This is a genomic window from Streptomyces sp. NPDC049954, assembly GCF_040656295.1.
GTDB lineage: Bacteria > Actinomycetota > Actinomycetes > Streptomycetales > Streptomycetaceae > Streptomyces.
The window spans coordinates 123,017-148,233 of record NZ_JBFALS010000008.1; the positions used below are offsets into that span (position 1 = coordinate 123,017).

Consider the following 25,217-nt stretch of genomic DNA (forward strand, 5'->3'; position numbering starts at 1 on the left):
GCCAGGAGCGCATGTTGAACAACACCCACCGCGTCGGCCCCCGATTCGGCGTCAACTACGTCCCCAGTCGCAACTGGTGGTACTGCTGGAACGACTGGGACGCGGACTCCGTCCTGGCGGACCTGCAGGCCGTCTCGGCGCTCGGCATGGACCACATCCGGATTCAGTTGCTCTGGCCGGTGTTCCAGCCCAATCCGGCGATGGTCAGTCCTTCCGCCCTCGACCGGCTGAGTGAACTGCTGGACCTCGCCGACCGGCCGGACACCGGGCTCGACGTCAGCGTCAGCGTGCTCGACGGCTGGCTCAGTGGATTCGCCTTCAAGCCGGCCTGGCTCAAGGGCAGAAACATGATCGGCGACGAGGACGTCGTCAGGGCGGAGCTGTACCTCCTCGACGCACTCGCCGCTGCCGTCGGCGCTCACCCACGCTTCCTCGGCTTCGATCTGGGCAATGAGATCGCCGTGCTCAACGACGACGTCGCACCGGCGGTGGGCGACCGCTGGGCCGCCCGGCTGCTGAACCACTGCGAGCACATCGCGCCCGGACGGTTCCACGTCAACGGGGTCGACCATCTTCCCTGGCTGGAAGGGCAGACGTTCTCGCAGCGGGGAGTGGTGACGAGCGGCAGCGCGAGTGTCTTCCACAGCTATCCGTACTGGACGGGCGTACTCGAACGCCACGGCCCCGACGGCACGGGAACCCGGCACCTCGGTGAGTTCATGGCGGAGTTGGCCGAGGCCTACGCGGAGCAGCCCGGCCGGCCCAAGTGGCTCCAGGAGTTCGGGGCCTCTCCTGCCGAACGCGCCCCGGAGACGATCCCCGACTGGGCCGAGACCTTCATCCGTGCCACCTTGTCCTCCGCGGGTGTCTGGGGCTGTACCTGGTGGGGCAGCCATGACATCGACCGGCGCTTCGCCGGCTTCGACGAGTACGAGTACGGGCTCGGCCTTCTCACGGTGGACAACCAGGTCAAACCGGCGGGCCGCAGAATCGCCGAGCTTGTCGCCACGTTCCGGAACAGTCCGCCCCAACCCGTTCCCCGTCCGACGGCGCTGGTCGTGGAGGACTTCGGCAAGGCCGGCCTGGAGGTGGCGGAAGACTTCTTCGCACTGATCGACGAGGGAATCCGGCCCGCCCTCGTTACCGCGGATCGAGCAGCGGACGCCTCTTACCTGGCATCACGCGGCATCACCGAACTGCGGAGGAGGCCGGAGCCGGATCGCTCAAGCCGGAGGCAGACCGGTTCGGACAGCCGCTGAGCCGGATTCCGGCACGGGCACGGCACATGCACAGCCGACGGAGATGACGTGAGGCGTCCGCCTCGCGGAACCGTCGCACCTTGGCCAGGGCCCGGCCGAGTGCGCCCGCCTCGCCCGGGCAGCCGGCCAGGGAGGCGATGGATCGCCTCCCTGGCGAGGACGGCACCGAGACCGTGACCGTGCCACGTCTCGTCCGGGCTCGCCCTGTCCATCCGGAGCGGGGCGGAGCCGACGTGCGGCAGCCACCCGCCGCTGTCCTGGGTGCAGCTTCCTGTGCGTCCATCGCGAGTCCAGCCGCTGGTCGTCCCGGCGCTGCCGCTCGCGGTGGGTCTGTCCGACCACGCCTACCGGGATGCCTCGGCGGTGAACGCGGCTTTCCACCGGGCCGCGTCCGGGAGGGCGGGCCTGCTGGTCCTCGCGGCGGCCCTGGCGGCGCTGTTCGTGCGCCGCCAGGCCCCGGAGGCCGGGGAGCGGCCCGCCGCCCGCGGTGCCGCACGCGCGCCGGGCCGTCCGGGCGCCGGGCCGTCCGGGCGCCGCTGAGCGCCCCTGTCCCGTAGGGGCGGGAAACCGGTTGGCGCCTCCGGCACAGGTGCCTAGCGTGGCGGCCATGACGTCCGTCCTGCTCCTGATCGACCTTCAGCGCTCGGTGTTCGCCCCGCCCGACCCGGTGCCGGAAGCCTCCGCGCTGCGGGAGGCGGTGGCCGTGCTGCTGGCCGGGGCGCGGGACTCGGGCACGCGGGTGATCCACGTACGGCACAACGATCCGCGCGAGCCGGGGTGTGTGCCGGGCAGCCCCGGCTGGCATCTGGAGCACGCGGTGCGGGAGGGGGAACCGGTGCTCGACAAGACCCGGGCGGACGCCTTCGAGGGCACGGGGCTCGGGGAACTGCTGCCCGAAGGGGCCACGGTGGTGGTCGCGGGCATCGCGAGCGGCCTGTGCGTGCGGGCGACGGTCCTCGCGGCCCTGCGCCGGGGCCGTCCGGTGCGTCTGGTGCGGGGCGCGCACGCGGACTGGGACGGTGCGGAGCCCGCCGCGGTGTCGATGCGCGCCGTCGAGCGGGAGCTGTCGGCGGCCGGCGCGCACGTCGTGCCGCTCACCGGGGCCGTCTTCCGCTAATCACCTTCGCCGTCGCTGAGTTGCGGATCGAGGTCGTCCCGTACGAGGTCGCGGGAGCCGGTCTGCGCGGTGCGGTAGGCGGAGCGGGCGACCAGGTGCGAGGCGACGGGGCTGGTGAGGAACTGGAAGAAGACGACGAGCGCGAGGGTGCCGATGTCGATGCCGTTGCGCAGCCGCAGCGCGACCCCGACCAGGACGAGCAGCATGCCGAGGGTCTGGGGTTTGGTGGCGGCGTGGCTGCGGGCGAGCACGTCGGGCAGCCTGAGCATGCCGATGACGCCCAGCAGGCACTGGAAGCAGCCGAAGAACAGCAGCAGCGCCCCCGCGAGGTCGGCGATCTGTGCTCCCACGCTCATCGTTCGTCCTCCCGGGTCGTCGTGGCCGCGCCCGCCGCCGCGGTGCTCCGCCTCATCGGTGGTCCTCCTTGTCGTCCCCGTGCCGAGGGGGCCGGTCGCGGACGGCGATGAAGCGGGCGATGCCCACGGAGCCGGTGAAACCGAGGAAGGCGAGCACGAGCATCACCGGGAAGTAGAAGGGGTCCATGTCCAGGGCGGACTTGGCGCCGATCCCGGCGATGATGAGGGCCGCGACGACGTCGAGGGCGACGGCGCGGTCGAGCATCGAGGGGCCGCGCCAGATGCGGATCACGATGAGGGCCCCGGCCAGCAGGATCATGCAGCCCGCGGCGATGATCAAGCCCCTCTCGGCGGAGTGCAGCGCGCTCACGGCGACGGGTTCCCTTCCGGTCGGGGCGGGTTGCTGACGGCCTCGATGTCCTCGGCGGTGCCGAAGGCCCGGGCGGTGAGTTCCTCCATGCGCCACACGGAGCGCCGCGCCCGTTCGATCTGCGCGGGGTCGTCGGCGTCCAGGACGTGCAGGAACAGGGTCGCCGTCGCGCGCCGTACCTCGACGACGGAGCCGCCCGGCACGTTGGAGACGGCCACGGCGGTGGCGGCGAGCATGAGATCGCTGCGGCAGCGCAGCGGGACGGCGACGACGGCCGCGTGGAAGGGACCGCGGGAGAAGATCTTCCCGGTCACCTCGACGCTGGAGGAGAACATGTCGTACAGCAGGTAGCCGAGGAAGCGCACGATGCCCAGGGGCCGCAGCCGCAGTCCCAGGTCGACGGCGGGCAGCGGGAACGCGAGGCACAGGACGAAGCCGACGACGAGCCCGTTGATGAGGTTGGCCCAGGACAGGGTGCCCCACAGCAGTACCCAGATGACGGTGAGCCAGGCGATGAGGGGCAGGTCCAGGACGCGGCGGCTGGTGCCCCCGCCGATGGTCCAGCTGTAGGGCGAGCGTCTGCGGCCCCGGAACAGGATGCTCATGGTCCGAGTACCGCCTCGATGTAGGGGGAACGGGTGAGGAGTTCACCGGCGGCGCGGTCGGCGAGGCTGGTGAGCGGGCCGCCGAGGACGGTGTAGAGCAGGCCGAGGCAGACGGCCCCGGTGGTCGCGAGGGTCATGGTGCGCGGCAGCCGGCTGGTGGTGGTGACAGCCCGCCCCGACAGGGTCGCGGCGACCGCGCGGCCCGCCGGTTCGGGGCGGGTCGTCTCGTCGTCGCCCTCGTCCTCGCCCTCGTCGGACTCCAGGAGGACGCCCTCGGCGATCTGGCCGGGCGGGGCCTCGCGCCAGAACGCGAGGTTCCAGATCTTCGCCATGACGTAGAGGGTGAGCAGGCTGGTGGCGGCGGAACCGGCCACGAGAGTCCACGCCCAGCCGCCGCCGTTCTCGACACCGGCCCGCATGAGCCCGAGCTTGCCGATGAAGCCGGACAGCGGCGGGATGCCGGCGAGGTTCATCGCGGGGACGAAGAACAGCACGGCGAGCAGCGGCGCGGAGCGCGCGAGGCCGCCGAGCCGGGTGAGTTCGGTGGTGCCGCCGCGCCGTTCGATGAGCCCGGCGACGAGGAACAGCGTCGTCTGCACGGTGATGTGGTGGGCGACGTAGACGATGGCTCCGCCCAGGCCGGCCCGGGAGGCGAGGCCGATCCCGAAGACCATGTACCCGATATGGCTGATGAGGGTGAAGGACAGCAGCCGTTTCAGGTCCGTCTGGGCGACGGCCCCGAGGATGCCGATCACCATCGAGGCGAGCGCGGCGAGCAGCAGCAGGTTGCCGAGGCGGTGGCCGGGGAACAGCAGGGTCTGGGTCCGCAGCATCGAGTAGACGCCGACCTTCGTGAGCAGTCCGGCGAACACGGCGGTCACGGGCGCCGGCGCCGTCGGGTAGGAGTCGGGCAGCCACGCGGCGAGCGGGAAGACGGCGGCCTTGATGGCGAAGACGGTGAGCAGCATCGCCTCCAGCAGGGTGCGCACCCCGACGGGCACGTCCTGCAGGCGCAGGGCGAGCTGCGCGAAGTTGACGGTGCCCGCCACCGAATAGGCCATGGCGATCGCGACGAGGAACAGCACCGAGGAGAACAGCGAGATGATCACGTACGTGGAGCCCGCGCGGATGCGGGGCGCGGTGCCGCCGACGGTGAGCAGGACGAAACTCGCGACGAGCATGATCTCGAAGCCGACGTAGAGGTTGACGAGGTCCCCGGCGAGGAAGGTGCAGGAGACTCCGGCGACGAGGATGAGGTACGCGGGGTGGAACACGCCGAGCGGGGTCTCGTCGTCGCGGTCCGCCATGCCCTGTCCGAGGGAGTACACGAGAACCAGCAGGGTCACGGCCGAGGACACGGTGAGCATGAGGCCGGAGAGCCGGTCGGCGACGAGGGTGATGCCGAGCGGCGGGGCGAAGTCGCCGAGGTTGACGGCGAGGGGGCCCGTGCGGTCCGCCTCGACCAGGAGGATCACGGCGAGTACCAGGACCGCGCCGAGCACGGCGACGCTGATGAGGCGCTGGAGGCGGTGCAGCCGGGGCCCGATGGCGAGCTTGAGTCCGGTGACGCACAGCGGCAGCAGCACGGGCAGGGGGACGAGGGCGTTCACCGTGCACCTTCCTGTCCGGGTCCTTCGGAGTCGTCGGGCGGGCGGGGCCCCCCGGGTTCGCGGTCGTTCTCGTCCGGGTCGTCGGCGGGTCCCGGCGGGGCGGGGCCGTCTCCTCGCGGGGCGGGTGCTTCGGGGCCCGGTTCGTCGTCGTCCGTGTAGTCCTCCGGATCGGCGCCGAGCACGTCGTTCCACAGGTCGCCCGAGGCGTCGCGGGCGCGGGCCTGGTAGGCGCGGTCGGCACGCAGCCGGGCGCGCAGTTGTTTGCGCTCCTCGCGGTAGCGGGCGCGCTGTTCGGGGGTCCGGCCGAGTTCGGCGCGGGCCTCGCGGTAGCGGGCGCGCAGTTGGCTGCGTTCGTCGAGGACTTCGGCGCGCAGCGCGACGAGCCGGTCCTCGGTGTCGTCGCTGATCTCGTCGGTGCCGCTGACCTGCTGGCTGCGGTAGGCCATGGCGAGCAGGAAGGCGGTGGTGGCGAGGGTGATGACGATCGCGGTGAGGGCGATGGCCTGCGGCAGCGGGTCGGTGACGCGGTTGCGGAGGACCTTCGGGTAGAGCAGCGGGGCGGCTCCGGCCGCGCCCGTCGAGGTGAGGATCAGCAGGTTGACGCCGTTGCCGAGGACGACGGTACCGAGCAGGATGCGGGTCAGCGAGCGGGTGAGGACGAGGATTCCGCCGACCGCGCACAGGACGGCGGCGGTGACGAGCAGGCTGAGGCTGACGGTCATCGGCCGCCCCCGTGGCCCTCGGCGGCGCGCAGGGCGGCGAGCCGTTCGATCTGCCGGTCGACCTTGCCGCCGAGGGCACGCACGATGTCGAGGACGACGCCGAGGACGAGGAGGTAGACGCCGCAGTCGAAGAGGAGCGCCGTGGACGCGTGGACCTCGCCGAAGGGCGGCACGTGGCCGTGCCAGGTCCAGCCGTGCAGGACGGTGCCCTCGGCGAGCCCGCTCAGGGCGACTCCGGTCGAGACGACCAGGCCGAGGCCGGTGAAGAGTCCGGGGCCGAAGGGCGCGGCCTCGGCGAGTTCGTAGCGTCCGCCCGCGAGGTAGCGGGTGATGAAGGCGAGACCGGCGACGAGTCCGGCGACGAATCCGCCGCCCGGCATGTTCTCCGCGCAGAACAGCAGGTAGACGGAGAGCACGAGGATCGGGTGGTAGACGAGGCGGGCGACGACCTCGAAGACCACGGAGCGGTGTTCGGGCGCGAGGGTCCTGCCCGCGGCCAACCAGGTGCGTTCCGGGGCGCCCTCGTCGCCTTCGGGCAGCCCGGCGAGGTCACCGTGCGGCTGGGCCCAGGCGGTGCGCAGTCCGGTGCCGGCCATTTCGCGGGGGGCGGGTTCGGGCAGCGGATCGTCGCGGTCGGTGCGGCGGTGCAGGTAGATGAGGCTGGTGACGCCGATCGCGGCGGCGGCCAGGACGCTGGACTCGCCCATGGTGTCCCAGGCCCGCAGGTCGACGAGGATGGTGGCGACGACGTCCTTGAGCCCGTGGTGGTCGGTCTCCTCGACCATGGCGGCGCCGGCGGGGTCGCTGCGGCGGGCCCCGGCCATGATCCACACGACGACGGAGACGGCGGCGGCCCCGCCGAGGGCGACGGGCATCCGTACGGTCCGGCGCCAGCGGGTGAAGTTCTCCTCGAAGTACACGGGCATCCGGCGCAGGACGAGGACGAACACGAGCATCGACACGGTCTCGACGCAGAACTGGGTGAGGGCGAGGTCGGGGGCGCCCTGGACGACGAACAGCAGGGCGGTGCCGTAACCGGTCAGCCCGGCGAGCACGACGGCCTTCATCCGGCGCCGCACGCCCAGGCAGAGCAGGGCGACGGCGCAGGTCAGGACAGCGACTCCGGCCTGGGCCGGGTTGTCCCACAGGCGGGGCGCGGGGGCGCCGTGCCACGGGGAGTCGACGGCGAGCACCGCGATCTGCCCGGCGAGCACCACGGTGAGTGTGGTCGCGAGGTACACGGACAAGGAGCCGCGCTGGACGAATCCGGTGCACTGCAGGGCGGTGCGTTCCAGGCCCAGCAGGATGCGGCCGAACGCGCGGTCGGCGGGGCGCCAGGCGAGGAGCCGGCCGGCGCGGGCGACGGGCCGGCCGGCCAGGAACAGGACGAGCCCGCCGGCCCAGGCGAGGGCGGACAGCAGCAGCGCGGGGCCCCAGCCGTGCCAGAGGGCCAGGTGGTAGGGGTGGCTCGGGGCCGGGAAGCCGGCGGCGTAGGCGCTGAAGAGGTGGTCCGTCCAGCCCACCCCGGGCCCGAGCACGAGGCAGAGGCACGCGAGGACGGCGGGGGCGGCGAGGAAGGCCGGGGAGACGCGGTGCGTCGCGGTGTCGTGGTGTCCGGGTTTGCGGGCGAAGGCTCCCCACAGGTAGCGCAGCGTGTAGGCGGTGGTGAGCGCGGAGCCGACGACGACCGCCGCCAGCGCCCAGCGGTCGGCCGTGGAGCCGTCGAGCAGCGTCTGGAACGCGGCCTCCTTGGCGGCGAAGCCGAGCGTCGGCGGTAGGGCGGCCATGGACAGCCCGGCGACGACGGCGACGGCGCACACGGCGGGCGTCCGCCGGGCCAGTCCGGACAGGCCGCGCAGGTCCCGGGTGCCGGCCGCGTGATCGATGATCCCCGTCACGAGGAACAGCGGCGCCTTGAACAGGGCGTGACCGAGGATCATGACGACGGCGGCGACCCCGGTGTCGTAGTGGCCCGCGCCGGCCAGCACGGTGAGGAAGCCGAGCTGGCTCACGGTGCCGTAGGCGAGGACGAGCTTCAGGTCGTGCAGGCGCAGTGCCCGCCAGCCGCCGAGCAGCATGGTCGCGGAGCCGAGGACCAGCAGCAACGGCCGCCAGGGCGTGATGTCGGCGAAGGCGGGCGCGAGCCGCGCGACGAGGTACACCCCGCCCTTGACCATCGCGGCGGCGTGCAGGTAGGCGCTGACCGGGGTGGGCGCGGCCATGGCGTTGGGCAGCCACAGGCTGAACGGCCAGATCGCGGACTTCGACAGGGCGCCGCACAGGACGAGGACGACGGCGGTGGAGACGGCGGCGGAGGGCGCCGGGGGGTGCGCGATCAGCTCGGACAGCCGGTAGGTGTGGGCGGCCTGCCCGAGAATCAGGAAGCCGACGAGCATGGCGAGCCCGCCCATGGTGGTGACCGTGAGCGCCTGGAGGGCGGAGCGCCGGTTCTGTTTGACGCCGCTGTGCTGGCCGATGAGCAGGAACGAGAAGACGGTGGTCAGTTCCCAGAAGATGTAGAGCAGGATCAGGTCGTCGGCGAGGACGAGACCGAGCATGGCGCCCGCGAAGGCGAGGAGGTTGCCGGCGAACCGGCCCAGCTGCGGGGAGTGGTCCGTGAAGTACGAGGCGCAGTACAGCAGGACGAGAGCGCCGACGCCGCCCGCGAGCAGCACCATGAGTTCGCCGAGTGCGTCCAGGCGCAGCGCGCACTCGACTCCGTAGTCGGGCAGCCACCGCCACGAACTGCTCTGCGCCTCTCCGTCCGCGGTGCCCCGCCACTTCGCCGCGGCCCAGATCGCGGCGGCGGCCGGCGGCAGGGCGAGCACCACGAAGGCGCGGGTGCCGAGCCGGCGCACCAGCGGCGGGGCGAACAGGGCCAGCGCGAAGTGGCAGGCGATGAGCGCGGTCATACGGCTCCGGCACGGGGGCCGAACGGTGCGGCGGGGGCGGGACGAACAGACGGAAAAGCCACGCGACAGTGATATATCGACCGCGCCGCACGGGGGGACCGGCACGCCGCTCGGCGGCCCGCCCGCCACGCTCCTGCACCCGCGCGCCCGCTGCCACGGGCCCGGCGGCGCTACCTCGACGCGCCGCCCGGTACCTGTCCGGCGGCACGGACCGCGTCCGGACCGGTGCGGTCCGGGCCGCCCGAGCGCGGCGGGACGATCGCGCGGGCGAGCAGGGCGGTGTGCGGGAGGAGCAGGGCTCCGTCCGGCGCGGTGAACGGGTCGCTCAGCTTCAGGAAGTGACGGTGGATCTCGGCCTGCTCGGCGGCCGGCCGGCTCGCGACGACCCGGCCGATCGTCGCGACGCCCGCCGCCGGGCCGCTCCACCATTCGGCGGGGCCGGTGCGGTGCTCCCACGCCAGGGTGCGGCACTGCGCCGCGTCGAGTCCGGCCTCCGTGAGCAGCGCGCGGACGCCCTGTTCGGTGCGCGGGAAGTCCTCCGCGGGGTCGAGCGTGGGCAGGTCGGCGGGCCGCCGGACCCCGGCGGCCTCCACGGCGCGGCCGAGCAGCGCCTGTCCCGGGGCGGCGGGCACGGGCCACAGGGTGAACGCGATCCGGCCGCCGGGCCGGGCGACGCGGACGAGTTCGGCGAGCGCGGCCCGGGGCCGGCCCACGTGGTTGAGGACGAAGTTCGCGACGACCGCGTCGAAGGCGTCCGGTGCGAAGGGCAGCCGGGGCAGCGCGGCGACAGCGGTGCGCGCCTCGGGCACGGCCCGTGCGGCGGCCCGCGCCATGCCGGGATCGGCGTCCACGGCGCTCACCTGCGCGCCGTGCTCCCGGGCCCGCGCGGCCACGGCGCCCGTTCCGGTGCCGACGTCGAGGAGTCGTCGCCCGGCCAGCGGCCCGCAGGCCGCGAGCAGTTCGGGCACGGTGTGCGCGCACAGTCTGCCGAAACTCGCCGCGTAGGCCGTGCTGCGCCCCGCCCAGGCCGCCCGTTCCCCCGCGTCGAAAGCCGCCGTCCGCTCCGCGCCCGTACCCTCAACCATTCAGTGCCCCCTACATGTTTTGACGGCCACCGACTGTATCCCGATGGCCCGGTGTCCCGGCACGCGCACGGAGGGGAAGGCATCGACCATGGGGGAAGCGGACAGCGGTACAGGGCGGGCTCGTGCACGCCCTCCGCACTCGACCGACCCGAAGGGACAGCACCACCATGCAGGTCACTCTCGAAGGCAGGACCGCTCTCGTCACCGGCTCGACCCAGGGCATCGGCGCGGCCATCGCCGCCTCGCTCGCCGCGGCCGGGGCGCGGGTGGCGGTCAACGGACGGGACCCCGAGCGCACCGGGGAGGCGGTGGAGCGGCTGCGCGCCGAACTGCCGGGGGCCGAACTGCTCGCCGTCCCCGGTGACCTCGCGAGTGACGAGGGGCTCGCCGAGGTCCTCGACCGGCTGCCGGGGACAGACATCCTCGTGAACAACCTCGGGATCTTCGGGGCCAAACCGGCGCTGGAGATCGAGGACGCGGAGTGGCGCCGCTACTTCGAGGTCAACGTCCTGACCGCGGTCCGGCTCATCCGCGCCTATCTGCCGCGCATGACGGAGCGGGGCTGGGGCCGGGTACTGAACATCGCGAGCGACTCCGCCGTGGTCGTCCCGGCCGAGATGATCCACTACGGGATGACGAAGACCGCGCTGCTCTCGGTGACGCGCGGCTTCGCCAAGGAGGCGGCGGGCACGGGCGTCACGGTGAACTCCGTGATCGCCGGCCCGACGCACACCGGTGGCGTGGAGGACTTCGTGTACGAACTCGTGGACAAGGACCTGCCGTGGGAGGGGGCGCAGCGGGTGTTCATGCGCGAACACCGGCCGCAGTCGCTGCTGCAGCGCCTCATCGAGCCGGAGGAGATCGCGCACATGGTCACGTACCTGAGTTCACCGCTCGCCTCGGCGACCACCGGGGGCGCGCTGCGGGTGGACGGGGGCTACGTGGACTCGATCCTGCCGTAGGCGGACCGCCGGGACACCGCCCGGCCGTGTTCCCCCGGAGCGGGCCGGTCCCGCCACCTCCGTCAGGGGGACGAGCGGGACCGGCCGCCCCCTTACGATGAACCCGTGGCGGTGGAAGGGGAATCGAGAGGTGGGGGCGGCGGACGCGGGGGCGCCCGGGCCGCCCGGACCGTTCGGCGGCCCCCGGTGGCGGCACGGCTCCCGGCCCGCTCCCCCGCTCCGCCCCGCGGTGCGGAGCCGACCGGCCCCGCACCGTCGGCGGCTCCGTCGTTCTCCCTCGCCGCGCGGGTCTTCGCCCAGCTCGGCGATCCCACACGGCTGCGCCTGCTGTGGCTGCTGCGGGAGGGCGAGAGGAGCGTCGGAGCGCTCAGCACGGCCTGCGGAACAGCCCGGCCCTCGGTCAGCCAGCACTTGGCACGGCTGCGCGCGGCGGGACTGGTACGCGTACGCAAGGACGGCCGGCGCGCCCTCTACTCGCTGCCCGGCGGAGCGTACGGAGCCCTGGTCGCGGACGCCCTGCGGCACGCCGAGCGCCTGCCCCTCCCCCCTCCCGGTCACACTCGGTGACGAAAGGCGCCCCCCTTCCGGGCGAACTGCCCCGTAATGCACGGGATGCCGCCGTCCGGGCGATACGCTCAGGCAACATCGTTCGACGCGCGGCCAGTTGCGCGGGCCCGGCCGGCCTTGCACGAGGCAACGGCACGGCGTCGACGGACACGGACAGAGGGAGGCCAGCGAGCCGATGCGGCTGAACAGGGCGATAGGCAGGGGTGCGGCGGACGGTCCACGTATCGGCGGCTGAACCCGGCCACCGGGCACACCCACCGACCCGGACCGGACCCGACGGGACCGGCATGCGGCTTCGGCTTCGGCTTCGGCTTCGGCTTCGGCTTCGGCTTCGGCTTCGGCTTCGGCTTCGGCTTCGGCTTCGGCTTCGGCTTCGGCTTCGGCGGAGCGTCGGAGGCCGAAGGGCCAAGGTCGTGTTGTCGATATGTCAGTCCTGCTCCCCCGCCGCACCCGGCCCCGCGCGCAGCGCCCCCTGTCAGCCACGCGTCGTCCCGTCGAAGGTGCTTCATGCCCCGTCCCCCCTCCCCGCCTTCCTCCGCGCCCGTCCCGGCGCCCTCCCGTGCGGCCGGTGTGCTGTGGCCCGCCACGCTCACCGTGACCCTCGGCACGTTCGGGGGCACCCTGTTCCTGATGGCGGCACACCGGCTGGCCACCGCCGTGCTGCTCGGCACTCTGATGGCCCTGGCGTTGTGCGGCTTCGAGGCGCTGCGCAGACACCACCGCGCCGCGCTGGCCGAGACCGAGCGGCTGTCCGGCGAACTGACCCGCCGCGAGGCACACGCCGAACGCAGGGACGCCGACTGGCACAGCTACCTCGCCGAGCAGGCCGAACTGATGCGCCTGGAGCTGGAACACCTCGTCAAGCAGCGGCTGCCCGCCGCCGTCCGGGGCCTGGAGGTGCCACCGGCCCGCCCGGAGAGCGCCGCTCTCGCGACCGTGGCCGCGGACCTCTTCGAGCGGGTTCTGCGGGAGGTCGCGGAGGAGTCCGAGTACCAGGAGGAGTGCCGCAGGCTGGTGCTCGTGGAGCTAGCGGGGCGGGTGCAGAGTTCCGCGCACCGCATCCAGGCGACCGTGACCGGCCTGACGGACCGCTACCCCGACGATCCCGATCTGCTGGAGGCCACGATGCGGGTCGACCACGCGGCGACGCAGCAGGCCCGGCACGCGCAGAGCCTGAAGGTGCTGTGCGGCGAATGGCCGGGGCAGCAGTGGCAGAAGCCGCTGGCCCTGGTGGACGTGGCCCGCGCCGCCTCCGGGCGCATCGTCGACTTCCAGCGGGTCGAGGTGTCGGGCGCCCCCGATCTCGCGGTGACCGCCCCGCTCGCCGAACCCCTCATCCACCTCGTCGCGGAGCTCCTCGCGAACGCCACCGAGTACTCACCGCCCCGGACCTCGGTTCCGGTGACGGTGCGCGCCGTGCAGAAGGGAGCCGTGATCGAGGTGGACGACGGAGGGCTCGGTCTCGACGCGTTCCGGCTCGCCAAGGCGAAGGAGATCGTCTCGGGGCGCCGGCCCATCGGCCTGCGGGACGTCGGCGAGATTCCGCAGACGGGGCTCGCCGTGGTCGGCCGTTTCGGGCGCCGGCACGGTTTCCAGGTGGACCTGAGCCCGTCGCCGTACGGGGGTCTGCGGGCCGTCGTCCTGGTGCCGGCCGAGGCTCTGGACCAGCCGGTGGAGCCCGGGCGGGCGGAACCCCGCGGCGGCTTGGCGCGGTTGTCCGGCGACGCCCCCGCGGAGGGGATGGAGGGCGTGGTGCTGGAGGGGCCGCCGGAGGGCGTGCCCGGGCAGCCCGGCCCCGCGGTCGTCCTCCCCCGGCCTTCGAGGTCGGCATGAGCAGGGCCACGGGAGGCGCCGGGGGCGCGCTGCGCCCGTACGTGATCACGCGCGGGCGGGCCAGGGCCGCGCACGCGCGGCTCGGACTGGACACCTTGCTGACCGCTCTGTCCGGCGAGCACGAACTGCCGGTCTCGGCGACCGGGGAGGAGCGCACCCTCGTGCGGCTGTGCGCGCGGCCCACCGCCCTGGCGGAGGCGGCGGCCCGGCTCGGGCTCGCGGTCGGGCTGGTCCGGGTGCTGGTGTCCGACCTCATCGGCTCCGGGCGGATGAGCGCCCGGGACGGGGACCGTTCCCGGCCGGACACCCAGTTGCTCCAGGAAGTGCTGAACGGACTGCGGCGCATGCGCTGAGCGGCGGTCCCGGGTCCCGGCCGGGGCGGGCACGGCGCGGCACCGCGCACGCCCCGGCCAAGGATCGCCGCCGAGCCGGGACCCGTCAGATCTCCGGTACGGGCCTGGGACGTTCGCAGCCCTGGGCCACCGCCAGGGACACTCCCTGGTGGGCCGAGTCGAGCAGGCTCAGCATGATGTCGAGGACGTGCTGGGCGAGCCCGGCCGAGGCGCGGTGCTCGGTGCCCTCGCGCAAGGACTCGGCGAGATCGGCGAGCCCGATGCCCCGGCCGCCCTCCCGTACTCCGGCGCTGACGGGCAACTCCTCCCAGGCGCCCGCCCGGTGGAGCAGCACGGTGCCGTCGAAGCCGTTCGGGTCGGGGACCGACAGGGAGCCGGCGGTGCCGTGCACCTCGATGCAGGGCAGGTGGGCGGCCTGCACGTCGAAGCTCATGACGAGTGTGGTGAGCGCCCCGCCCGCGTGGTGCAGGACTCCGGTGACGTGCGTGTCCACCTCGACGGGGAACCTCGTCCCCGCGCGGGGACCGCTGCCGATCTCCCGTTCGGTGCGCGGGGCGGAGGCGGCACCGGTGACCCGGACGACCGGTCCGAGCAGGTGGACGAGCGCGGACAGGTAGTAGGGGCCCATGTCGAGCAGGGGTCCGCCGCCGGGCCGGTAGTAGAACTCCGGGTCGGGGTGCCAGCTCTCGTGGCCGGGGCAGGCCATGAAGGCGGTCGCGGCGACCGGTGTGCCGATGAGCCCGTCGTCGACGGCCTTGCGGGCCGTCTGGGTGCCGGTCCCCAGCACCGTGTCGGGCGCGCAGCCGACGCGTACGCCGCCCGCGCGCGCCGCGGTGAGGATCTCGGCGGCCTGCGCGCGCGTGGTGGCGAGCGGCTTCTCCCCGTAGACGTGCTTGCCCGCGGTGATGGCGGCGAGGGCGACCTCGGTGTGCACGGCGGGGATCGTGAGGTTCAGGACGGCGTCGACGTCCTCCCGCTCGACGAGGGCGGCGACGGAGCCGAGGGCTGCGACCCCGTGTCCGGCGCGGGCGGCGGCCTGCTGGGCCCGCACCCGGTTCACGTCGGCGACCGCGGTGACCCGCAGGGTGTCACGGAGCCGGTCCAGGGTGTCGAGGTAGGCGCCGCTGATGGCGCCGGCACCGACGACGCCTATCCTCAGCGGCTCGCCCACAGCAGCCCCCGTTCGGTGAGTGTGCGGACCTCGGGCACGTCGAAGTCGTCGGCCTTGTGGCCGATGGTGGAGACGAAGACGCGTCCCGCGCCGACGTGCCGGGTCCACACGGCCGGCATGACGACCTCCCGGTCGTGGTCCGCTCCGGGCGGGAACACGGTCGTGGCGTGCACCTCTACGAGCGGGTCGGTCGCCGTCCAGTACTGCTCGGTGTGCACCTGGAAGTCGTCGAGGCCGGCGACGACGGGGTGGTCGGAGCCGATGTGCACGGTGTGGTCGTGGAAGCCCTCGGGGTGCATGAGGAACTGACCGCCCGTGAGCAACGCGTAGTCGACATCGCCGCGGAAGGCGTCCACGATGCCGCCGTGCCAGCCGGCCAGACCGGTGCCCGCCCGCACAGCGGCGGCGAGTCCCCTGCTCTGCTCGGGGGTGACGGTGCCCATCGTCCAGCACTGCACCACGAGGTCGGTGGCGGCCAGTCGCGCTTCGTCCGTGTACACGTCGAGGGAGTCGCTCGTCTCCACCGCGTAGCCCGCGTCCTTGAGGAAGGGCAGGAACAGGTCGGTGATCCCGACCGGCGAGTGCCCCTCCCAGCCTCCCCGGACGACGAGTGCGCGTCGCTGTGGTGTCGTGTCGCTCACGGTGCTCGTAACTCCCCTCTGCGGTGCGCGCCCAGGCAGGCGCCCGGGGTTTGTCAATCGCTTTGACTAACGCTAGCAGCAAGCGCTTTCTCCGCCTAGGGCCTGTCTTCAAACTGGCGTCGCACGGCAGGCGACAGTTCGAAGACAGGCCCGAGGGGTCGGGCGACTCCCGGGAAAGCCGAGGCCCGGGGCCCCGCCGGGCCGCCCCCGCCGCCCCGTCGCGGGGGCTCACGAGTGGGCACACGCACGGGCGCGCCGCCCCCACCGGTCGGCGGGGACGGCGCGCTCGGACGGCGCCGGGTCGGTGGCGCCTGGTCGTGCGGGAGGGTCAGGAACGGCGGCCCCACGACTCGCGGTCGGCCACGCGACCCCGGTTGTCGCTCAGGGTCGCGGTGTCACGGCGGTTGTCCCAGAAGTAGTCCCGCTTGCCCTGGAAGAGGTCCCGCCAGGTGTTGTTGCCGTAGCCGGTGTGCACGCGGACCGAGGAGTTGCCGCGCAGCCGGACGTCGCCGAAGCGGTAGCGCTCGTGGTCGCTGTTGGTCAGCGTCCAGCCCCGCAGGTTGACCGTGTGGCGCCCGAGGTTCTTGACCGTCACCCACTCCGCGTTGCGGCTGCGGTTGGAGTTGTTGTCGGGGCCCGGGCTGTCGTACTGGATGGGCCCGAGCACGACCGACGAGCGCGGGGCCGGGGGCCGGCCGTGGTCACGGCCCTGGTCGCGCCCGTGGTCACGGCCCTGGTCGCGCCCGTGGTCACGGCTCTGGTCACGCCCGTGGTCACGTCCGTGGCCGCTGCCGCGGTCGTGGTCGGCGGCCATGGCCGGGAGGGCGGCGGCGCCCAGGAGGCTTCCGGTGACGAGCAGGGTCGCGGCGATCCGCCGGCCGGTACGGGATGCAGCCATGTGGATGGTTCCTCCAAGTGCTGTGCGCGTGCGGCTCCTTGCGAGAGCCGCACGGTATTGCGGGTCCCCCGGCTGTCCGGGGAGTCACACTGTGATCCACGGAAGGCGCTTTCCACCAGATATCCCGATTGATATGACTGAGTGCCGACATGTCCGTGAAGCGGCCATGTATCACCCTAAAGTTGACACACTGACATGCTCACCCACGAGTGTCACCACCGTGGACCTGCGCCAATACGCCGTAGGCCGGCAAGGCTCCCGACCGCTGCCCGGCGAAGCGCCGGGCGCACGCCCCGGTCGTACGCCTCCCGGACGCGGACGGCGGGCTTACGGATCATGACGACAGCGCCTCGTACGTCGAGCGGAGACGGCCTGCGCACAACGACGGACGCGAAAGGGCGCCGACCCCCTCGACCAGGGACCGGGAGGGCGACGGGCGGCGCAAGCTCAGCCTGGAGTCGCCCGGCGGGGCCGCGTGTCCGGGCGGACGGGCCGGCCGTCCCTCGGTCGCGGCAGGGCAGGAGCGGCCTGACCCGGCGCCGCCTGACCCGCGTTCGCGCGCCGCGCGGTTCAGCAGTCGAGGCCCTCCAGGGCCGTGCGCCATGCCGCGCGGACGGCCACTCCGTGCGCACCGGGGTCGCGGTTCCCGGAACGTGCCCACTCCTCGGCGCCCACCCGCATCGCCCCGTTCATGATGACGGCCTGCACCCGGACGGCCAGATCGTCGGCGCGACGGCCGGTGCGCCGGGCCACGAAGTCGGCGAAGACCGCCTCGGCGTCGTAGTGCACCTCCAGCCACACCGCGTGCAGACCCGGCTCGCGTGCCGCCAGGCGGATCAGCTCCTGCGTGAGGCCGGCCTCCTCCGGGGCGACTCCGCGCCACTGCTCCCCGATCGCCTCCGACAGCGGCCGGTCCCCGGGCCAGGCCCGCAGGTGGGCGATGACGGAGTCGAGACCGCCGGTGAGCAGCGGGCGCACGCACTGCTCCTTCGAGGGGAAGTAGCGCCACAGAGTGCGCACGGAGACCCCCACCGCACGGGCGATGTCCTCGCCCGAGGTCTCGGCCACGCCCTGGGAGCTGAACAGCCGGACGGCCTCCCGGGCGATCTCCAGGCGGGTGGCCGCCTTGCGCCGCTCGGTCAGCGGGGGGCGGCCGACCCGAGCGGACCGGTTCCCGCACCCTGGGTCGTCGCTCCCCGGTCGCTCCCGGTCACGTGCGCTCGCCGTCATACCCCTCGCCCTCCGCCTCGACCCGTACCCCTGCCATTGTCGCCCGTACCCGGGTTTATGTCGCGCGATGCCTTTATGGCATTGCGCGACATAAAGACGTAGGCTCCCAGGTGCCGGAGGGAGCCGGGACGCGGATCCCGGCTCCGGCCGGCGGCACCATTTCTGCGAGGGAGCACCACATGAGCACCATCACCGGCCTTGAGGGCCGCAGCGTCGTCGTCACCGGGGCCGGCTCCGGGATAGGCAGGGCCACGGCTCTGAAGTTCGCCGCCGAGGGCGCGAAGGTCCTCGTCGCGGACCTCGACGCGCAGGGCGCGAGGGACGTCGTCGCCGAGATCGAGAAGTCGGGCGGCACGGCGGTCGCCGTGGTCGGTGACCTGAGCGAGCAGAGCGTCGTGGACGAGGTCGTGGGCACCGCCGTGGACTCCTTCGGCGGCGTCGACGTCCTCGTGAACAACGCGGGCGTCATGGACCGCATGTCCGCCGTGGCCGACACCGACGACGGCGAGTGGGAGCGGGTGCTGCGCGTCAACCTGACGGCGCCGTTCCTGCTGACCCGTGCGACGCTGCCGCACATGCTCAGGGCCGGGCGTGGCGCGATCGTCTCGACCGCCTCCGAGGCCTCGCTGCGCGGCAGCGCCGCGGGCGCGGCGTACACCGCCTCGAAGCACGGGGTGGTGGGGCTGACCAAGTCCCTCGCGGTGATGTACCGGGACAAGGGCATCCGAGCCAACGCGATCGCGCCCGGCGGTACCGCGACGAACATCCGCGTCGACACCGAGCAGGGCGCGCACGGCCCGGCGACCGTCGGCTCGTACCTGCACAACATCGGCCGTCCGGCCGCCGCCGAGGAGCAGGCAGCGGCGATCCTCTTCCTCGCGTCGGACGCGGCGAGCAACATCAGCGGCGCGATCCTCCCCGTCGACAACGGGTGGTCGGCCGTCTGACCGGTCCGCGAGACCACCGGGCCCGCCACGGGCAACGGTCAGCCACACGTGAAGGGGCGGGGCACCGGAAGATCGCCGGAGCCCCGCCCCTTCACGTGCGCGCGAGCGCGCCGCCGGCTCCTTCACCCCTCGAACCGGTCAGGTCTCGTCGGGGACGGCTCACGCCCCCGCGCGGCAGGCCGGGTGGCCCCAGCCCTTGCCGACCTTGGTGATCGACTCGCCCGCGGCGTAGGACTGGCCGCACGCGCAGCGCCCCGGGAACTTGGCCTTGATGGTGGGGGCGGACCCGGAGGCGCGGCCCGACTTTTTTCGGGTGGCACCGGTGCCACCGCTCTCGCGGGTGCGCGCGGGTTCGGTGCGCGAGACGCTCGGCACGGGAGGCGCGGCGGCGCCGTGGGCGGTGCCCGCGGGTTCCTGGCTGACGGCCGCCTCGCTGGCCGCCTGGTCGGCGATCGCGTTGAGTGGGTCGCCTCCTACCTGGTGCGCGGGGACGTAGCGGAACTCGACGGGACGTCCGGCGAGCAGGGCGTCGATGCTCTCGACCAGTTCCCGGTTGGCGACGGGTTTGCCGCCGGCCGTCTTCCAGCCCCGCCGCTTCCAGCCGGGCAGCCATTCGGTGACGGCCTTCATGGCGTACTGGGAGTCCATGCGGACCTCGAGCGGCCGGGCGGGGTCGGTGGTCTCCAGGAGCCGCAGCAGCGCCGTCAGCTCCGCCACGTTGTTGGTGGCCGATCCGAGCGGCCCGGCCTCCCAGCGCTCCGGGGTGCCCTCCGCGTCGGCGGCGACCCACGCCCAGGCTGCGGGGCCCGGGTTTCCCTTCGACGCCCCGTCACACGCGGCGATGATGCGATCTGACATCCCTCGATCATGCCAGGGCCCCGCGGGTGCCCGTGCCGCGCGGCCCCTCGCACCGGTCGCCGAGGCCGGCCCGCTCACGTGTCGGGGTGGGTGCCGCGCCCCTGACCGCCGGGGGCGAGCGGGGTGGGCGAGAGGCTGACGCGCTCCTCCCCGGCCTCCAGCAGGGTGTCGGCGGGTCCGACGATCCTGAGGTCGGGGGTGCCCACGGCCTCGTGGTCCTTAGCCGGGTAGTCGAGCCGGGCGAGCAGGCTGCGCATGGCCTCCAGCCGGCCGCGCCGCTTGTCGTTGTTCTTGACGACGGTCCAGGGCGCGGCGTCCGTGTCGGTGGCGCGGAACATGTCGATCTTCGCCTCGGTGTAGTCGTCCCAGCGGTCCAGGGAGGCCAGGTCGATCGGGGAGAGCTTCCACTGCCGTACGGGGTCGATCTGGCGGATCGCGAACCGCGTGCGCTGTTCGGCCCGGGAGACCGAGAACCAGAACTTGACCAGGATGATGCCGTCATCGGTGAGCATGCGCTCGAAGTCGGGGGTCTGGCGCAGGAAGTGCTCGTACTCCTCGGTGGTGCAGAAGCCCATGACCCGCTCGACCCCCGCGCGGTTGTACCAGGAGCGGTCGAAGAACACGATTTCCCCGGCGGAGGGGAGCTGGCTGACGTAGCGCTGGAAGTACCACTGCCCCGCCTCCCGCTCGGTCGGTTTCTCCAGGGCGACGACGCGGGCGCCACGCGGGTTGAGCCGTTCCGTGAACCGCTGGATGGTGCCGCCCTTCCCGGCCGCGTCCCGCCCCTCGCACACCACGACGAGGCGCTGCCCGGTGTCCTTGACCCAGCGCTGCACCTTCAGCATCTCGATCTGGAGGACGCGTTTGCGCTGGTCGTAGGCGCTTCGGCCCATCTTCCGTTCGTAGGGATAGTTCTCGCGCCAGGTGCGCAGCGGCCGGCCCTCGCCGTCGAGAAGGAGAGGGCGCTCCGGGCGCCGGTCGTCGACGGTGAGCCCCTCCAGCAGCGAGGCGCCGGGGTCCTGGTCCGTTGCGTCCGGCGGCGGTGGTGGGGTCGGCATGCGTCTGTGTGTCCTCGCTGCTGGGCTGGTGGTGAAACGGGTGGTGAGCCGGGTGCCCCGCGGCGCCCCTCCCAGTCCTAACCCCGGCGGGGGTGGGCCCGCGCGGCGGCTGCGCCACTCGGAGGCCGTCCCCGGCCGGCCGGGACCCGCGCGCCCGACGCCGGGCGCGGAAAGCAGAGGCCCGCACGGAAAATCCCTCCGCCCGCACCCCTTGACACCCCTTCCGCGCCGTTCCTACTGTCTAGCCCATCCTCTGGTATATCGATTAACCCTCCTGGTTGGAGAGAGTTCGCTGTGCGCTCCCCCTTGAGTCGGCGGGGTCTGTTCGCCGCCGGTACCGGACTTGCCGCGGCTGCCGCCGTGCCCGCCGTCGGCGGGTGTTCCGCGGACGCGGACCCCGGCACCCTCGTGGTCCACACGCAGCTGGGCACGACCGCTCCCGGATCGCCCACCTATCTCGCGGCCTGCCGGCGGTTCGAGAAGGAGCATCCGGGGCTGCGGATCAAGAACCTGGTCAACGGCGACGACCTCGCGCAGGTCTACGAGACCTCGCGGCTGGCCCGCAAGGAGCCGGACGTCGTCATGGTCAACCTGTACGACAAGACGCTGGCCTGGACCGAGGTGGGGGCCACGGTCGACGTACGCGAGCACCTCGACGACTGGGGACTGCGCGGGCGCGTACTGCCCGAGGCGCTGCGGGCCTGGACGGACGGCGAGGGCCGGCTGCGCGCCTTCCCCTACTTCGCGACCAACTGGCCCGTCGCCTACAACACGGCGCTGCTGGAGCGGGCCGGGGTGGACGGCCCGCCGAGGACGGGGGACGCGCTGATCGGGGCGGCCCGCAGACTACGCGCCAAGGGGATCGCCCCGGTCACCGTGGGCGGCAACGACTGGACCGGGCAGAAGCTGCTGGCCCAGGTCATCCAGACCTTCCTGAGCGCGGACGAGGCCGAACACCTCTACCGCACCGGGGACTTCAGCGGCAGTCGCGGAGCGCGGCGGGGCATCGAGTACTTCGTGCAGTTGCGCGAGGCGGGGGTCTTCGCGGACAAGGCGCAGGGCCTCACCTCGGACACGATGACCACCCAGTTCAACACCGGGCGCGCGGCGATCCAGTCCGCGATGTCCTCGGCGCTCGCGAAGGTGCCGGCGAAGATCGCGGCGCACACCGAGGTGGGCGGCTGGCCGCTCGCTCCCGGCGCCGTCCACCGCTCGCCGACGATCCTGCGCACGTACACGCTGATCGGCCTGTGGATCAGTCCGAACGGGCGCAGGAAGCTGGACGCGGTCGAGAAGTTCGTGCGCTTCCTGTACCGGGACGACATCGTGTCCCGCTTCGTGACCGAGAGCGGCCGGGACATGGCGCTGCGGACGAGGACGACCAGCAAGGACTTCCCCCTGGTGGCCGCCGCCCAGCGGCTGGGGGACTCGGTGAGCCAGGCGGTGGTGCCCGATGTGTACGTCCCGCCGGTCGCCAACCAGCCGCTCATCACCGCGACCAGTACGGCCTTCACGCGCGGCACCAGCGAGGCGAAGGTGCGCCGGGCCCTCGAAGCCGCCTACCACTCGGCATGAGGAGCGACCGGCCCGCGTCCCCCGGCCGCGCCGCGCGCCGTCCGTCCGCTCCCCCGCCCGTCCGGCCTCTCGCCGCTCCCGTCCCCGTGCGGCCCTGCGGCCCCGACGTCCTGGAAGTGACCCCATGACTCTGCTGTCCCCCGGCGGCGCCCCGGCCGTGCTGCCCGCCGACTCCGCGCCGCGGCCGGAGCGCCGCGCACCCCGCAAGCAGCAGGGCGGCACGATCCTCGCGGTGCCCGCGCTCGCCTGGTACCTGGTCTTCATGGTCGGTCCGATGGTCGCGATCTTCGTGATCGCCGCCCTGCGCTGGCCCGGGATGCTCCAGCCGGTGTCCTTCGCGGGGCTCGGCAACTTCCGTACGGTGTTCGGCGATCCGGTGTTCTGGGACGCGGTGCGCAACACGGCGGTGCAGATGGCGGTCGCCCTGCCCGTGATGATCGGGTGCGCCTACCTGCTCGGCTACTACGTCGCCCAGCGGCCACCCGGTCACCGGGCGCTGCGGTACCTGTTGTTCGTGCCGGGGCTCATCTCGACCCCGGCGAAGGCGATGGTGTTCTACGCGGCGCTGTCCCCGGACGGCCTGGTCAACGGGGTACTGGAGGCGGTCGGTCTGGGCTCGCTCACCGATGCCTGGCTCGCCTCGCCCTCCTCGGCGCTGGCCTGTGTGATCGTGCTGGACGTGTGGAGCGGGATCGGTTTCACCGCCGTGCTGTTCGCGGCACGGCTGGGCAGTGTGCCCGAGGAGATCGGCGAGGCGGCGCAGCTGGACGGGGCCGGGCACTGGCGCACGATGTGGCGCGTCCACTTCCCGGTGATCCGGGACTACGTGGGCGTCGTGACCATGCTCCAGTTCCTGTGGACGCTGTTCGGTTCGGCGCAGCAGGTGCTGCTGCTGACCCAGGGCGGGCCGGGCACCTCCTCGACCACCCTGTCCTTCCTCGTCTACCAGAAGGCGTTCATCGCGGCCGATCTCGGTTACAGCCAGGCGGTGGGCGTGGTTCTGTTCCTGGTGGGGCTCGTGGGACTGCTGAGTATCCGCCGGGTCTTCCGGCAGAGCCACTGATCCCGCGGCGGAGCCGCTGACCGGGCGGCCTGTGCGCGAGCCGCCCGCGTGTCCCTCCGCGCCGTCCCCGTTCCGCCCGCGCGCACCGCGTGCCCCCTCCCGAAACGGAGCTGCTCCCGTGAAGCACGGCAAGTCCTGGCTGCCCGCGCACGTCCTCGCCTGGGCGTACGCGGCCCTGCTGCTCGTCCCGCTGTACTACCTGCTGGTGTCGTCGTTCAAGACGAACGACCAGATCTTCTCGAACGCCTTCTCGCTGCCGACGTCCCTGTCGCCCGGCAACTTCACCTCCTCCTTCGGCGATGCCGATCTCGGCCTGGCGATCGTCAACTCGGGCCTGGTGACGGTGGGGTCCCTGGTACTGACGGTGGCGCTCGCCCTGCCGGCCGCGTTCGCGCTGGCGCGGGCCACGGGGCGGCTGGGCGCGGTGATCGAGGGGGTCTTCTCGCTCGGGTTTCTCATTCCGACCTTCGCCGCGCTGTTCCCGACCTTCCTGCTCGCGGCGGCCACCGGCCTGTTCCACACGCAGGTCTTCATGGTGCTGTTCCTGCCCGCCACGGCGATGCCGCTGTCGGTGGTGATCCTGGTGCAGTTCATGCGGACCATCCCGCCCGAGATGGAGGAGGCGGCGCGCATCGACGGCGCCTCGACCTTCGCCGTCCTGCGCCACGTGTACACGCCGATGTGCCTGCCGGGGATCGCGACGATCCTGCTGATGAACTTCCTGACCTTCTGGAACGAGTACCTGTACTCACTGGTGATCATCGGTCCGGACCCCTCGCGGCGTACCGTCCAGGTGGCGCTGCCCACGCTCAAGTCGATCACCGGCACCGACTACGGTGTGCTCACGGCGGGCACGGTGCTGACCCTGGTTCCGGTCTGGGTCGTCTACACCGTGCTCCAGAAGCGGATGCAACAGGCCCTCGTGGCCGGGGCGGTGAAGATGTGAGCGGGCGGCCGACGATCAAGCGGGTGGCGGAGCTGGCCGGGGTCTCCACGGCGGCCGTGTCGCAGGCGCTCAACGGGACCGGGCGACTCTCCGAGGCCACCCGTCGACGGGTCCTCGACACCGCGCGCGAGCTGGGCTGGTCGCCCTCGGCCTCGGCGGCGGCGCTGCGCCGGGCGCGCACCCGGACGCTCGCCCTGGTGGTGCGCCGGCCCACCGACGTACTCGGCGCCGACCCGCACTTCAGCGAGCTGATCACGGGCCTGGAGGGCGAGCTGTCACCACGCGGCTACGGGCTCCTGCTGCACCTCGTGGACGACGTACGCGAGGAGAACGCGCTGTACGAACGGCTGGCGGCGGGCAGCCGGGTGGACGGGGCGGTGCTGACCGAGGCGCGCGCCGACGACCCCCGGCCCCCGCTGCTGCGCCGGCTGGGTCTGCCCGCCGTGCTGCTGGGCGCGGGCGGCCAGGAGTCCGCCGTGCCCGCGGTGGGCCTGGCCGAGCAGGACGCGGGGGTGCGGGAGGCGGTGCGTCACCTGCTGGCCCTCGGGCACCGCCGGATCGCGTGTGTGGCGGGTCCCGAGGAACTGCTGCACACCCGGTTGCGCGGGGCGGCCGTGCTCGCCGAACTGGCGGACGCGGGGCTGCGGCCCGTCCGGGTCGTGCACACCGATTTCACCGAGGCGGCCGCCGTCCGGGCCACCGAGGACCTGCTCGCGCTCGCGCAGCCGCCGACCGCCGTCGTGTACGCCAACGACTCGATGGCGGTGTGCGGCATCGGCACAGCACAGCGCCGGGGGCTGCGGGTGCCGCAGGACCTCGCCGTCGTCGGGTACGACAACCTGCCGCTGGGCCGGTGGCTGCACCCGCGGCTGACCACCGTCGACCAGCAGGTGCGGCAGGTCGGCGCCGCCGCGGCCCGTGAACTGCTGCGTCAGATCGGCGAGCCGGAGCTTCCCGACGCCCCGCTCACCGGCCGCCCCCGGCTGGTGGTGCGTGAGTCGACGGGCCCGCACACGCCTCGCTGACCGCCGTTCCCCCGCGGCCCGCACGGGCCTGCCGACGGCTCGCCACTCCCGCCA

General features: G+C 73.2%; 25 protein-coding genes. 12 read left to right on the forward strand and 13 right to left on the reverse strand.

Going from position 1 to position 25,217, the window contains the following annotated elements; genetic code table 11:
- Window positions 1-11: 11 nt before the first annotated feature.
- The 3 genes from AB0J21_RS19985 to AB0J21_RS19995 all read left to right on the forward strand — a co-directional run bounded on the left by AB0J21_RS19985 (window position 12) and on the right by AB0J21_RS19995 (window position 2,376).
- The gene (locus tag AB0J21_RS19985) at window positions 12-1,259 is read left to right on the forward strand and encodes a glycosyl hydrolase (protein ID WP_363147346.1); all 1,248 of its coding nucleotides are present in this window, start codon (window positions 12-14) and stop codon (window positions 1,257-1,259) included.
- 273 nt (window positions 1,260-1,532) lie between these two features.
- A complete protein-coding gene (locus AB0J21_RS19990) occupies window positions 1,533-1,799 on the forward strand; it encodes a hypothetical protein (protein ID WP_363147347.1) in 267 nt (88 codons plus the stop codon).
- A gap of 67 nt (window positions 1,800-1,866) precedes the next feature.
- Window positions 1,867-2,376, forward strand: a complete 510-nt coding sequence (locus AB0J21_RS19995) for an isochorismatase family protein (protein ID WP_363147348.1) — start codon at window positions 1,867-1,869, stop codon at window positions 2,374-2,376.
- On the opposite strand, the gene mnhG is transcribed toward AB0J21_RS19995, so the two are convergent.
- From mnhG to AB0J21_RS20030, 7 genes are all read right to left on the reverse strand, one after another.
- Window positions 2,373-2,732, reverse strand: a complete 360-nt coding sequence (gene mnhG / locus AB0J21_RS20000) for a monovalent cation/H(+) antiporter subunit G (protein WP_363147349.1) — start codon at window positions 2,730-2,732, stop codon at window positions 2,373-2,375. The genes AB0J21_RS19995 and mnhG overlap by 4 nt on opposite strands.
- A gap of 52 nt (window positions 2,733-2,784) precedes the next feature.
- Entirely contained in the window at window positions 2,785-3,102 is a 318-nt protein-coding gene (locus AB0J21_RS20005; RefSeq protein ID WP_363147350.1) for a monovalent cation/H+ antiporter complex subunit F, read from the reverse strand.
- On the reverse strand, window positions 3,099-3,707 hold the full coding sequence (locus AB0J21_RS20010) for a Na+/H+ antiporter subunit E (RefSeq protein ID WP_363147351.1): 609 nt from the start codon (window positions 3,705-3,707) through the stop codon (window positions 3,099-3,101). Before AB0J21_RS20010 ends, AB0J21_RS20005 begins: the two co-directional genes overlap by 4 nt.
- Window positions 3,704-5,317: a Na+/H+ antiporter subunit D gene (locus AB0J21_RS20015; protein ID WP_363147352.1), complete on the reverse strand. Its 1,614-nt coding sequence runs from the start codon at window positions 5,315-5,317 to the stop codon at window positions 3,704-3,706. Before AB0J21_RS20015 ends, AB0J21_RS20010 begins: the two co-directional genes overlap by 4 nt.
- A complete protein-coding gene (locus tag AB0J21_RS20020; protein ID WP_363147353.1) occupies window positions 5,314-6,039 on the reverse strand; it encodes a Na(+)/H(+) antiporter subunit C in 726 nt (241 codons plus the stop codon). The genes AB0J21_RS20015 and AB0J21_RS20020 overlap by 4 nt, the downstream gene beginning before the upstream one ends.
- Entirely contained in the window at window positions 6,036-8,951 is a 2,916-nt protein-coding gene (locus AB0J21_RS20025) for a Na+/H+ antiporter subunit A (RefSeq protein WP_363147354.1), read from the reverse strand. The genes AB0J21_RS20020 and AB0J21_RS20025 overlap by 4 nt, the downstream gene beginning before the upstream one ends.
- Before the next feature lie 170 nt (window positions 8,952-9,121).
- Window positions 9,122-10,036: a class I SAM-dependent methyltransferase gene (locus tag AB0J21_RS20030; protein WP_363147355.1), complete on the reverse strand. Its 915-nt coding sequence runs from the start codon at window positions 10,034-10,036 to the stop codon at window positions 9,122-9,124.
- 167 nt (window positions 10,037-10,203) lie between these two features.
- Here AB0J21_RS20030 and AB0J21_RS20035 point away from each other — a divergent pair, with 167 nt between their 5' ends.
- The 4 genes from AB0J21_RS20035 to AB0J21_RS20050 all read left to right on the forward strand — a co-directional run bounded on the left by AB0J21_RS20035 (window position 10,204) and on the right by AB0J21_RS20050 (window position 13,751).
- Window positions 10,204-10,998 carry an SDR family oxidoreductase gene (locus AB0J21_RS20035; protein WP_363147356.1) on the forward strand — a complete coding sequence of 265 codons (795 nt, stop codon included), beginning with the start codon at window positions 10,204-10,206 and terminating at the stop codon, window positions 10,996-10,998.
- Window positions 10,999-11,184: 186 nt separating this feature from the next.
- Window positions 11,185-11,565, forward strand: a complete 381-nt coding sequence (locus AB0J21_RS20040) for a metalloregulator ArsR/SmtB family transcription factor (protein ID WP_363147357.1) — start codon at window positions 11,185-11,187, stop codon at window positions 11,563-11,565.
- 507 nt (window positions 11,566-12,072) lie between these two features.
- On the forward strand, window positions 12,073-13,398 hold the full coding sequence (locus AB0J21_RS20045) for an ATP-binding protein (protein WP_363147358.1): 1,326 nt from the start codon (window positions 12,073-12,075) through the stop codon (window positions 13,396-13,398).
- Window positions 13,395-13,751: a DUF742 domain-containing protein gene (locus AB0J21_RS20050; RefSeq protein WP_363147359.1), complete on the forward strand. Its 357-nt coding sequence runs from the start codon at window positions 13,395-13,397 to the stop codon at window positions 13,749-13,751. Before AB0J21_RS20045 ends, AB0J21_RS20050 begins: the two co-directional genes overlap by 4 nt.
- Window positions 13,752-13,836: 85 nt before the next feature.
- On the opposite strand, the gene AB0J21_RS20055 is transcribed toward AB0J21_RS20050, so the two are convergent.
- The 4 genes from AB0J21_RS20055 to AB0J21_RS20070 all read right to left on the reverse strand — a co-directional run bounded on the left by AB0J21_RS20055 (window position 13,837) and on the right by AB0J21_RS20070 (window position 17,691).
- The gene (locus AB0J21_RS20055) at window positions 13,837-14,922 is read right to left on the reverse strand and encodes a Gfo/Idh/MocA family oxidoreductase (RefSeq protein WP_363147360.1); all 1,086 of its coding nucleotides are present in this window, start codon (window positions 14,920-14,922) and stop codon (window positions 13,837-13,839) included.
- Window positions 14,907-15,563 (reverse strand): ThuA domain-containing protein, encoded by a 657-nt coding sequence (locus AB0J21_RS20060; protein WP_363147361.1) that lies wholly within the window; start codon window positions 15,561-15,563, stop codon window positions 14,907-14,909. Before AB0J21_RS20060 ends, AB0J21_RS20055 begins: the two co-directional genes overlap by 16 nt.
- A 328-nt stretch (window positions 15,564-15,891) precedes the next feature.
- Window positions 15,892-16,461: a lamin tail domain-containing protein gene (locus AB0J21_RS20065; RefSeq protein ID WP_363147362.1), complete on the reverse strand. Its 570-nt coding sequence runs from the start codon at window positions 16,459-16,461 to the stop codon at window positions 15,892-15,894.
- Window positions 16,462-17,031: 570 nt separating this feature from the next.
- Entirely contained in the window at window positions 17,032-17,691 is a 660-nt protein-coding gene (locus tag AB0J21_RS20070) for a TetR family transcriptional regulator (protein WP_363147363.1), read from the reverse strand.
- Between the two features lie 179 nt (window positions 17,692-17,870).
- Here AB0J21_RS20070 and AB0J21_RS20075 point away from each other — a divergent pair, with 179 nt between their 5' ends.
- Entirely contained in the window at window positions 17,871-18,638 is a 768-nt protein-coding gene (locus AB0J21_RS20075; protein ID WP_363147364.1) for an SDR family NAD(P)-dependent oxidoreductase, read from the forward strand.
- Window positions 18,639-18,797: 159 nt separating this feature from the next.
- Here the strand turns inward: AB0J21_RS20075 and AB0J21_RS20080 are convergent, their stop codons facing one another.
- Both AB0J21_RS20080 and ppk2 read right to left on the reverse strand, forming a co-directional pair.
- On the reverse strand, window positions 18,798-19,496 hold the full coding sequence (locus tag AB0J21_RS20080; protein WP_363147365.1) for a ribonuclease H: 699 nt from the start codon (window positions 19,494-19,496) through the stop codon (window positions 18,798-18,800).
- 74 nt (window positions 19,497-19,570) lie between these two features.
- Window positions 19,571-20,554 (reverse strand): polyphosphate kinase 2, encoded by a 984-nt coding sequence (gene ppk2, locus AB0J21_RS20085; RefSeq protein WP_363147366.1) that lies wholly within the window; start codon window positions 20,552-20,554, stop codon window positions 19,571-19,573.
- 294 nt (window positions 20,555-20,848) lie between these two features.
- On the opposite strand from ppk2, the gene AB0J21_RS20090 reads away from it, so the two are divergent.
- The 4 genes from AB0J21_RS20090 (at window position 20,849) to AB0J21_RS20105 (ending at window position 25,163) form a co-directional block, all read left to right on the forward strand.
- A complete protein-coding gene (locus AB0J21_RS20090; protein WP_363147367.1) occupies window positions 20,849-22,129 on the forward strand; it encodes an ABC transporter substrate-binding protein in 1,281 nt (426 codons plus the stop codon).
- A gap of 124 nt (window positions 22,130-22,253) precedes the next feature.
- Window positions 22,254-23,192 (forward strand): sugar ABC transporter permease, encoded by a 939-nt coding sequence (locus tag AB0J21_RS20095; RefSeq protein WP_363147368.1) that lies wholly within the window; start codon window positions 22,254-22,256, stop codon window positions 23,190-23,192.
- A gap of 118 nt (window positions 23,193-23,310) precedes the next feature.
- Window positions 23,311-24,138: a carbohydrate ABC transporter permease gene (locus AB0J21_RS20100; RefSeq protein WP_363147369.1), complete on the forward strand. Its 828-nt coding sequence runs from the start codon at window positions 23,311-23,313 to the stop codon at window positions 24,136-24,138.
- Complete coding sequence (locus AB0J21_RS20105; protein ID WP_363147370.1) at window positions 24,135-25,163, forward strand: LacI family DNA-binding transcriptional regulator; 1,029 nt, start codon at window positions 24,135-24,137, stop codon at window positions 25,161-25,163. Before AB0J21_RS20100 ends, AB0J21_RS20105 begins: the two co-directional genes overlap by 4 nt.
- Window positions 25,164-25,217: the final 54 nt, after the last annotated feature.